8 protein-coding genes are annotated in these 10,639 nt (G+C 40.2%); 1 reads left to right on the plus strand and 7 read right to left on the minus strand.

All coding sequences use genetic code 11. The features are described from left to right. Positions 1 to 27: 27 nt before the first annotated feature. From AAEU31_RS05220 to AAEU31_RS05235, 4 genes are all read right to left on the minus strand, one after another. A complete protein-coding gene (locus tag AAEU31_RS05220; protein ID WP_135926931.1) occupies positions 28 to 2,283 on the minus strand; it encodes an acyl-CoA dehydrogenase in 2,256 nt (751 codons plus the stop codon). 253 nt (positions 2,284 to 2,536) lie between these two features. After that, entirely contained in the window at positions 2,537 to 4,066 is a 1,530-nt protein-coding gene (locus tag AAEU31_RS05225; RefSeq protein ID WP_421966664.1) for a phospholipase D family protein, read from the minus strand. A 155-nt stretch (positions 4,067 to 4,221) separates the two neighbouring features. Then, positions 4,222 to 4,416, minus strand: a complete 195-nt coding sequence (locus AAEU31_RS05230; RefSeq protein ID WP_135926929.1) for a (2Fe-2S)-binding protein — start codon at positions 4,414 to 4,416, stop codon at positions 4,222 to 4,224. A 397-nt stretch (positions 4,417 to 4,813) separates the two neighbouring features. After that, positions 4,814 to 5,224 carry a hypothetical protein gene (locus tag AAEU31_RS05235; protein ID WP_421966665.1) on the minus strand — a complete coding sequence of 137 codons (411 nt, stop codon included), beginning with the start codon at positions 5,222 to 5,224 and terminating at the stop codon, positions 4,814 to 4,816. A gap of 301 nt (positions 5,225 to 5,525) precedes the next feature. Here AAEU31_RS05235 and AAEU31_RS05240 point away from each other — a divergent pair, with 301 nt between their 5' ends. Further along, positions 5,526 to 7,799 (plus strand): CHRD domain-containing protein, encoded by a 2,274-nt coding sequence (locus AAEU31_RS05240; RefSeq protein ID WP_421966666.1) that lies wholly within the window; start codon positions 5,526 to 5,528, stop codon positions 7,797 to 7,799. A gap of 121 nt (positions 7,800 to 7,920) precedes the next feature. Here AAEU31_RS05240 and AAEU31_RS05245 read toward each other — a convergent pair whose 3' ends face one another. The 3 genes from AAEU31_RS05245 to AAEU31_RS05255 all read right to left on the minus strand — a co-directional run bounded on the left by AAEU31_RS05245 (position 7,921) and on the right by AAEU31_RS05255 (position 10,517). After that, positions 7,921 to 8,406, minus strand: coding sequence for a DUF6436 domain-containing protein (locus tag AAEU31_RS05245; protein ID WP_421966667.1), 486 nt, complete (start codon positions 8,404 to 8,406; stop codon positions 7,921 to 7,923). A 13-nt stretch (positions 8,407 to 8,419) separates the two neighbouring features. Then, positions 8,420 to 9,886 (minus strand): methyl-accepting chemotaxis protein, encoded by a 1,467-nt coding sequence (locus AAEU31_RS05250; RefSeq protein WP_421966668.1) that lies wholly within the window; start codon positions 9,884 to 9,886, stop codon positions 8,420 to 8,422. Positions 9,887 to 9,962: 76 nt separating this feature from the next. Beyond that, positions 9,963 to 10,517, minus strand: a complete 555-nt coding sequence (locus AAEU31_RS05255) for an isochorismatase family protein (protein WP_235383700.1) — start codon at positions 10,515 to 10,517, stop codon at positions 9,963 to 9,965. Positions 10,518 to 10,639: the final 122 nt, after the last annotated feature.

Here is a 10,639-nt window from a genome sequence, read left to right on the forward strand (position 1 = left end):
ATACTGCTAAGGACTTGCATTGTTGAATTACTCGTTTACCACACTTTTAAGTGGGTTAACTGGCTTTGCATTGTCATCCAGTAAGTTCATATCAAAATCGAACTCATCAACACGAATCGCTTTCTCACGTTTCTTGTTGTAGTCAATCAGTTTTGCATATTCTTCTTCGTTGATAACACTTGCAACAAGTGCATTATCAAGTGTTTCTGCAAAACGAACGCCCGGCTTGATAGTTTTAGCACGCAGTGCTTTTTTAACTTTTGCAAGTAAATCAAGACACGCCATTTTCGCTTTGTACGCTTGCTCATTGATGTAATGACCATCACCTTCAATTGGATTAACCAAGTGAGTGATTTGCGCTTTAAATGCCGTATCCATTTGCGCTTGAGTCGCAAGTTCACGGATTAAATCATCGCTGATCTTAGGCATTTTCTTTGAGTAGTTCATAGTAATGAAACGCATAAACTTACGAGTACCACTTGCAGGGAAGTTATCTAGGAACTTATGCAATGCTTCTTCAGCGCTTTGTAGTGCAAAGCGAGTCGCATAGTGGAAGTAAGGCGCAGCTTGCTCACGTTCACTGCTTGCTACTTTTTGCTCGTAGTATTTAATCGATGCCATCGCGGCATACAAGAAGCTCATTACGTCACCTAAACGTGCAGATAACATTTCTGCTTGCTTAAGTTTGCCGCCCAGTACCAATAACGAGAAGTCAGCGTAAACTGCAAGTTTTGCAGATAGTTTGTGTGCTGCTTTTTCGTATTCACGTACTTCTGGTAGTGACGATTTAGCACCCGCAGTAAACGGTAATACACCTAAACGGAAAGCACGTAAGCTGTTAGCTACGCTGTAGCCCACTGTTTTACGTAAGATACTGTTGAATTCTTTGTCTGCATTTTTGTCTTCGCTATGGATAGACTCAACCATAGATTGCAGGTAAGGGTGACAACGCATTACACCTTGACCAAAAATCATTAGGTTACGAGTAAGGATGTTTGCACCTTCAACCGTGATTGCGATAGGTTGAGCAACATAACCACTTGCTAATGTATTTTGCGGCCCATTTTGAATCGCTTTACCTGCTTGAATATCCATTGCTGAATCAAGCACGTTACGGCCAATTTCTGTCATGTGGTATTTAGCAATCGCAGTGACTACAGATGGTTTTAAGCCCATGCCTAAACCTTCTGTTGTTAATACTCGCATTGCTTCTTGAAGGTAAGTTTTACCTGCAATATCAGCAAGCTTCTCTTGAATACCTTCGAATTGACCAATCGCCAGACCAAACTGCTCACGCACTGCTGCGTACTCAGAAGCACCTTTAAATGCCACTTGTGATGAACTAACACCTAGTGCCGGTAACGAGATACCACGGCCAGCACCTAAACAGCTAACCAGCATTTGCCAGCCACGACCGATGTTCTTTTGACCACCAATGATGAAGTCCATTGGTACAAATACTTTTTCACCGCGTGTCGTACCGTTGTAAAAACGGATGCCCATAGGGTCATGACGATTACCAAGCTGAACACCTGGGTGATCTTTAGGAATAAGCGCACAGGTAATACCTAGGTTTTCTTTACCACCTAGTAAACCATCAGGGTCAACCACTTTAAATGCTAAACCTAATACTGTCGCAATAGGTGCTAGAGTGATGTAGCGTTTGTCCCAAGTAATTTCTAAACCTAAAACTTCTTCGCCATTGAATTGACCACGTTTAACAACACCGATATCTGGAATACCACCAGCATCTGAACCCGCTTCTGGGCTAGTCAGCGCGAAACATGGAATATCACGACCATTTGCAAGGCGTGGTAAGTAGTGATCTTGCTGCTCTTTAGTACCGAAGTGTAGTAATAGCTCACCTGGGCCTAGAGAGTTAGGAACCATCACGGTTACCGCAACCGCAGAACTCTTAGTCGCAATAGTCGCAACAATTGTAGAGTTTGCATAAGGGCTGAACTCTAAACCGCCGAATGATTTAGGAATGATAAGCGAGAAAAAGCGCTCTTTTTTCAAGAAATCAAGAATGTAGTCAGGAAGATGTACACCATTTTGAATTTCAGAATCATCAATCATTGATAATAATTCTTTAACTGGGCCATCTAAGAATGCTTGTTCTTCAGCGCTAAGCTTAGCTGCTGGCACGTCACGAAGTGCATCGAAGTCAGGTTTACCTTGGTAGATTGAACCTTCTAACCAAACATCACCCGCATCTAACGCTTCTTGTTCTGTAATTGAAATACTAGGTAATACTTTTTTTAATTTTGTACGTAAGCTCATAATAAACTCATCCGACCAGATAGTAATACCTACATTACGTCACAAAATGAGCAATAGATCAATTGGTCCAACCAGTTTTTTTAACATTTTTTTATATTTATTTTTTCTTTGTATGCTAAGCACTTGAATACAATGGGTTTACACGTGTACGCTCAATTGCAATTTTTTATCCCTAAATAGTTAACAACTAAAGACTGAGAACAAAAAGCCCAACTAAAAAGTTGGGCTTAGATACAAATACTGAGTGAATGATTTAGAGTTCATCTTCTATGGGGAATAGCGAAATAAACCAAACCTGAAAACGCCGCCAAGATGATGTTTGTGGTTCTTCATCAAACTGCTCATTACTTACTGTGTCGAGCCAAACTAAGTCATCATCTTTAAGTGCAACTTTCCAGGCATATTCGGGCATTTGCGTATCAACCCACTGGGCTAAAAAGCGACTAAGCTTTTCGCTTTCGATTAACACTCCCATCTCGGTATTTAAATCAAGTGAGCGAGGGTCTAGATTCATGGTACCCACAAAAATCCTTTCATCATCAAAGGTCATGGTTTTTGCGTGTAAGCTTGCTTGCGATGACCCTGTAACTTTACGCCCTGCTTTGCGCTTAATAGCCATTAGATCACTGGGTTTTAACTCCCAAAGCTTTACCCCAGCCTTGATGAGATCTTCTCGGTATTTTTTATAACCAGCATGCACCGCGGATACATCCGTAGCGGCTAAAGAATTCGTTAAAATAGTGACATCAATACCTTTTTGAGCCCAGTTTGTTAACAGTTTCACACCTGAATCGCGAGGAATAAAATAGGGTGAAATAATAATTGCTCTGTGCTTGGGCTCACCCATTTCTTTAAATAATAGTGGTGACATGTTTGCAGAGCGCTCATTGACATCATTCATCACTTTATCGGGATGGTCGTAAAACAGCACAGATTTTTGCCAATCAAACTTAATATCATCATTTTGAAGCCGTTTTACAAACTCACTTTCACGTAATTGTTCAACATAATTACTTTGCTGGTTTTGCTCAACATAGCTTGAAAGTGTGTTTGTAATATCAACCAAAGATTGCTCATCTCGTGAACCATGTAACTCTTCAACAGGGTAAGAAAGTTGATGATTCCAATACAAATCAAAGGCTTTTGATGCCTCTGGAACAATCTCTCCAGCACTCATCACATCTAAATCAATAAATTCAGAATGATCTTCTGCCGAAAAATAAGCATTGCCAATATTTCGGCCACCAGTGATAAAAATCCGATTATCAACAATAAAACTCTTATTATGCATTCGTCTTGAAAGTTGACTGTAATTACTTAGAAAGCCAAGCGCTTTAAAACGACGGTTAGGAAATGGATTAAATAAACGAACTTCAATATTAGGATGAACAGCCAGTGCAGCGAGGTCTAATTCACTATCTGCTTGCGATAAATCATCGAGTAGTAAACGTACTCTTACCCCACGCTCCGCAGCTTTTAATAAAAAAGCCGTAAATAATATAGTGGTTTGCTGTCTGTGGTATAAATAGTACTGCACATCAATGGTGTGCTCTGCAGAATCAATAAGTGCCAATCTAGCTACAAAGGCATCGACCCCATCTGCTAGAGGATAAAAACCAGATAATCCAGGATGATTATTACCCACCGCATCTCCTATAGTACTGGGTGTATCTGCTGCAATGGCATAACTTGGTTGAATAGACTCTCTTGAAGGTAATTGTGCGCAACCAGAAATATACAAAAATAATACACAAAAAAGGAGTTTTGAAGAGTCTAGTATCATGGCTTCCTACCATTGATTTAACGTGAGATACACGTGATCGTTATACTATTACCCTAATAAATGAACGGATTAAAAGCAAATAAAAACTAATATGGAGGGATAAAGAAGTAAAAAGTAGTAATAAAAAGGTTTTAACGGCTTTAAGAGCAAATAGATTAAGCTACTTGCTCAGTAATATCAGCAATTTCGATTAGTTTACGATTGAGAATTTTTTTACAACAACCACAACACTTGCCGCACTGGGTACCCACCTGCAGCTCTTTTGATAATTCACGCATAGTCATCGCGCCATCATCAATTGTTTGTTCAATTTTTTTGTCAGTTACACCATGGCAAAGGCAAATATACATGAATGCAAACCACTCTCATTTCTGTTGATGGAATGCATATTAATCTAAACGGTAATAGTTCGCAATATTGTTATAGACAATATTTGCATAACTTTTGAACCAGAACTGTCTAAATGGCACACGCATAAAAATTTCCCCTTATGTTATGGACGGTTAGTCAAAGGCGGGGAAAGAAAAATTTTTAAATTTTTTTGTAAGATCTAATTTGCTAGTTGTTGTTTGTCAGTAATGTGGGCAAGTAGTTACTTAAGACGACCGCACCAAAAGCATAATTAAAGTTAATGATTTGTCAGTAACTCCAAATTAACAGGCTTAATAATTTAGCTATTAAAGCCTGCGGCAATTTTGCACTACTTACCCAAACGTTGAACCGCAAAAGAGTCCCTCTAATTACACTTTATGCTTTGTTATTGAAAAGCATACCGGAGTGATTATTGCTAGGCATTGAAAATAGTGAATTGATCATCGAAGAAACATTGCTTTTCACTGCTCGCTGAACAGCGTTAACCTCATCGTCTAACTGCTCATTTAATTCTTTTAGTTGCACTTCACGCTGCTCAGGCGTTAACTCTTCATTTGTCTCTACAATATTAATTTTATTTTGCAGTTCTTTAATCTTAGCAACTAACTCTTGCTGAGTGAGTGGGGTATCTGGTTTTGTCTCTGTGTCAGAATCTACATTGTTATTTTGCTGATTATTTTTGGCATAGCTGTTTGTTGCATTATTGGTGTTTAGATTTAGATCATTTTTATTTTTCTGACCCACAGGGTCTGACAATACAGAAGATGAAAATGGAGTAACTTGCATGATATTCCTAAGGTTATTTTTTTGACACTTTTAAGCTGTGCTGTTTAAAAAGAAATTAATGCACAAAACGTACCTATTAAGCATCCAAATCTTTCTATTTAAAGTCTTAAGGCATACTCAAGCACTCACCTTGTACTTATTTCCCTAAAGCATAATTTAGTTAATTGCAAAAACTAGTTATAAATTACTATTTGATAACTTTTTAATAACCTTTTGTGATCGCTTTTCAAATCTCCCTCGTTCACTTTGTTGTGATGGACACGTCGTAACGTCCGAACATACAAATATATAAGGAAGAACGATGAAATACTTACTCTTGGCAACAAGCCTGCTATTTATCACAGCATGCAGCGATGATGACGACGATAAAACCGAAGTGGTTACTCCACCCCCAGTTCAAGAATTCAGCCCAAGCATGACCTACTCCGTTACATTGAGCGGCAAGCAAGAAGTGCCGATGAATAACTCAATGCAAACAGCAACTGCAACAGTAGAGCTTGACGAAAGTTTAATGCAATTTCGCGCAACACTTGACGCAAGCTCAGTCGAGGGCTTTAGCGCAGCTCACATACATGACGGCGACTTAGGTGCTAATGGCGATGTTGCATTCACATTTGAAGCCACCACCGATGGTATGTATGAAGTCGCAATTACCGACCTTGATGAAAGCTTAATCGCTGATTTAATGGATGGCGATTGGTATATAAATCTACACACTGAGCAGTATGCTAATGGTGAATTACGTGCGCAAATTGTGCCTGATACAACCAGTATCATCACGTTTGTTTTAAATGGCGATCAACAAGTGCCTATGAACGACAGCGACGCAATGGGTTATGGCTATGCGTCTTACGACAGTGCCACAACAGAATTGCGCCTTCGTGCAGTGACTATGGGTGTTGATGACGCAACGGCGGCTCATATCCACACTGGAAAATTAGGTTCAAATGGTGATGTTTTTGTTGCTCTAGAGCAAGATGATGAAGTAATGACAGATTGGGTAGTCCCAGAAGGTACAACAATCGATAGTGATACCTTAGCAATCCTTTTAGATGGTGGTCATTATGTCAACGTTCATACGCCGGAGTATGCCGGTGGTGAAATCCGCGGCCAGATTCTAACGGATAACTACGCTGTTGCTACATTCGCTTTAAGTGGCAATCAAGAAGTACCAATGGTGAACACAATGGCAAGTGGTGATGGCTATGCATTAGTTGATACTACCGACTACAGTGTCGAGCTTACTGTTGTAACCTCAGGCTTAGACGATGCCAGCGCTGCGCACATTCATACAGGCCGTATTGGTACAAATGGCGATGTATTAGTCGCTCTTGAACAATCGATGGACGACAGCAACGTGTGGATGACGCCAAGTAATACTCAAATCAATGCTGATATTTTTGCAGTACTGGCTTCTGGAGGTCATTACGTAAATGTCCATACTCCGGGTACCCCTGGTGGCGAGCTTCGCGGACAAATTCTTACCAGCAATTATATCTTCACAACCTTTAAACTTAGCGGTAAGCAAGAGGTACCTGCCGTTATGAGTAACGCTAGCGGCGAAGCTTATGCATTAATTAACATGGATAATTACGGCTTAGAACTACGTGTTAGCACCATGGGCGTTGATGATGCAACAGGCGCTCACATTCATACAGGCCGGATTGGCACAAATGGCGATGTATTAGTTGCGCTTGAGCAATCAAGTACTGATACAGGAATGTGGATGACACCGGAAAACACGCAAATTAATGCTGATATTTTCGCAGTACTTGCTTCAGGTGGCCATTATATTAATGTTCATACGCCAGCTAACCCAGGTGGCGAAATTAGAGGTCAGATCCTAACAGACAACTATCAGCTTGTTACTTTCCCACTCAGTGGAATGCAAGAAGTTCCTGCTGTCGACACTATGGCATCAGGCAGTGGTTATGCATTAGTGAACATGGATAATTACCATCTAGAATTAAGAGCATTAACTGAAGGTGTTAGTGATGCTACTGCTGCACACATTCACACTGGCCGTATCGGTATGAATGGTGATGTACTTGCTGCGCTAGAGCAGTCAAGCGAGAATACAAATCTGTGGCAAACACCTGAAAACACCATGATCAATGCCGACATTTTCGCAATACTCGCATCAGGTGGCCATTACGTTAATGTGCATACGCCTGCTAACCCAAGTGGTGAACTGCGTGGCCAAATCCTTACCGATAACTATGTATTCGTGACCTTCCCACTAAGTGGTGAACAACAAGTTCCTGCGGTGACAACAGATGCCTCTGGCGATGGCTATGCATTAGTAAACACCAATGATTACAGCGTTGAATTGCAAGTACTTACATCAGGAGTAAGCGATGCGAGCGCTGCGCACATTCATACCGGTTTTGCAGGTGAAAATGGCCCAGTGCTAGCTCCTCTTGAGCAAGACAGTGATGATATGAATCGCTGGATGAGCACTACAGGCTTAATGATTAATGCTGAAATTTTCTCTGTTCTCGCTTCAGGAGGTCATTATGTAAATGTACATACTCCTGCTAATCCAAATGGAGAGATAAGAGGCCAAATTCAATAATTCCCGTGTTACTGAGGCCAATAGTTAATTGGCCTCTTTATCTAATTAAGCGAAAATTAGACCCTACAATTAAAATTATACTTTCAACTTTATTGTAAATAGCGAATGTGTAATTTTCTTCCTACCTAATCTCACAATAACACCCCTCGGCATCTGAATTAATAAACCGACTATTAAACCCAGCACGTAAGTTTGCAATTACTAACTCGACAAAGCCATCTAAGCTTGAACACGCTAGTCCTTTTGACAATGGACCTGCGTATACAAGCTGTTGATTTTCTGAAATTAGTACAGCAGCCGGGTAAGCGGGTAATAGTGCCGCCACTGCTGAGGTTGGTTTAAGATTTATAACTTTAACATCTTGTTCAGTAGCATAATCTGTAAGGCTAGCAATATGGGCTTGGGAGCGAGCTGAACAGACACAGCTATTATCATCAATAATATATAAAGTATTGCTGCTCTTTGCGCTAAGCCCCATGGAGGTTTGAAATAATGACAGCCAATTTGGCTTTGCTAGTTTTCTATCTGGGTCAAAAAGTGTGATTTGTTGAGAGTAGGCAATCGATAAAGCAGCTACAACCAAGGCAATCCAAACTAGGATTGCCACAATCACTCTCTTGCTACTTGAATTTGGCAATACCCTGCTCCATCACATCAATACTTTCATCAATGAGTTGCACGCGCTCGGTAAGCTTTTCGATCATCAGGTTGTCTTTGGCTTGGTTAGCAATTAATGCTTGTGAATTCTCGGCAATGGCACGTGTATTTCCCGCTTGGCTCTGTACTACATGCGCAACCGATTGAGAGCTGTTTGCAGCAAGGTTAACTTGCTCTGTCATTTCAGTAATTTGTAGTTTCATCTGTGAGCTTATCGCTGACAGTTGCTCAATGAGTGCCACACTGCCTTGCATTGATTTAGTTGATGAAGCACTATTTTGCATCAAGCTTTCGAGCGTATTGGTTATTTTATCGGTGGTATGTTTACTGCGCGTTGCCAAGTTTCTGACTTCATCAGCCACTACCGCAAAGCCGCGGCCTTGTTCACCAGCACGCGCAGCTTCAATAGCTGCATTTAGCGCAAGTAAGTTAGTTTGCTCAGCAATTGATGAAATCTCATTAAGTAGTTCAGAAATATGACTACAAGCATTCACTAACTGAGAAATATTCTGATCAGCTTCTTGTAAGTTGCTTGCCAACTCTGCTGCTTTGGTATCGGTATTTGCAACTTCATTTAATGCGTCTGCGGCACTAACATGCAACTGCTCAAATTGCATTTGTAATTCATTACTTTCGTGTTCAACATGGGCAAAACCTTCAGCAACACGCTCGCCTGATTGTGCAATATCTATAGACAACTGCTCACGCAACACGGCTTGCTCATGCAGCTCATCATGAACCTCAAGCAATTGTTTAGATTGATTTTTAAGAACATTAGTTTGACTTTTCACATCCCCCACAACCCGAGATAAAAAGCCAAGTAAACGATTAAAACCCGCCACAGCTTTACTATGGCGCTCATCTGCTCTTAGGCTAATATTTATACGGTTTTCATCAGCCATAATTTGTTCTGTTGTATCGCTTAAAGAAAGACCTGAGCTTCTCTCCCGATGCAGAGTTTTGGCAATATAACCTGCCACAAATGCTTCAACGATGGCATATACAGCATGAATAAGTACAGTGCTAAAATACAGCCTGTCTGGATCGAAAACATAAAAACCAGCCTCGTTTATCTGTAAAAAGTAAAAGCTCAAATGGTGAACGGCAACAAAGACAAGCGCTGTAATAAACACGCGCCAATCAACAAACATGATCAACACTGCCATTAAAATAAATATTTCAAAGTGAACTTCAATGAGGCCGTAGCTTTGTTGGATGTGTAAAAACGAAAACATCATGCAACCGGCAGCGACTACATGAGCTGTTAATTTGCTCGTTGGATATTGATAGAGCATCCAAAGTGGTAAAGACAGCAGTAATAGGCCTGTTACCACACCCGTTATTAGCGTCGAATAAACAAAACTTAAAACCAAAGATTCAATAAACAACAACAGGAACAAATAAGTAAAAAGGCGGCGCACACTCGTCATAGTTAAAGCCTTAATTATTAAATAATTTACAAAAACACAATTAATCGAGCCAATACGGCTTGATGCGCATCACGGTTCACTTTATTAATTGCAATAATGCTCTAAATTGATCGGTCCCTGCTTTTTCTAGCCATTGAAATATCACACTCTCTGTACAAGTAATAATAGCACCCGCTGCAGATAGCTGCTTAATAGCTAGCTTTTTGTGGTTTTGATTTCGAGAAGCAATGGCATCTTCAACAACGAATACTTGAAAACCTGCAGCCAGCAAGTCTAAACATGTTTGCAACACACACACATGTGCTTCAGTTCCTGTGACTACTACCTGAGCTCGTTTATAGTCAGCTAACTTGTGGTTAAAATCATTTTCTAAACAGGCGCTAAAATGAATTTTATGGTAACAATTTTCTGCTGTAATAAACGGCACGAGTTCTTCACTGGTATGGCCTAATTTCGAAGGATTTTGTTCTGTAAATAAATAGGGGATCGCCAGTAACTTAGCACTATTTAACAAGGTAGCTGTGTGTTGTACAACATTAGTAAAATCGTCAATAACAGGGGCTAATCCAGCTTGCTCATCAATGATCAGCAGCATTGCTTGGCTTTGTTGGCATATATATGAATGGCGCATTACTTCCTCAAACTATGATAATTACTAAAGTTATAGCATAGCTTTCTAAATATGAACTAAGCAGACATTGTTACTAAATTATCTTTTCAGAACCATAAATTACGTTCATAATTGTGCTATAT

The organism is Pseudoalteromonas thalassia, assembly GCF_049257215.1.
GTDB lineage: Bacteria > Pseudomonadota > Gammaproteobacteria > Enterobacterales > Alteromonadaceae > Pseudoalteromonas > Pseudoalteromonas lipolytica_C.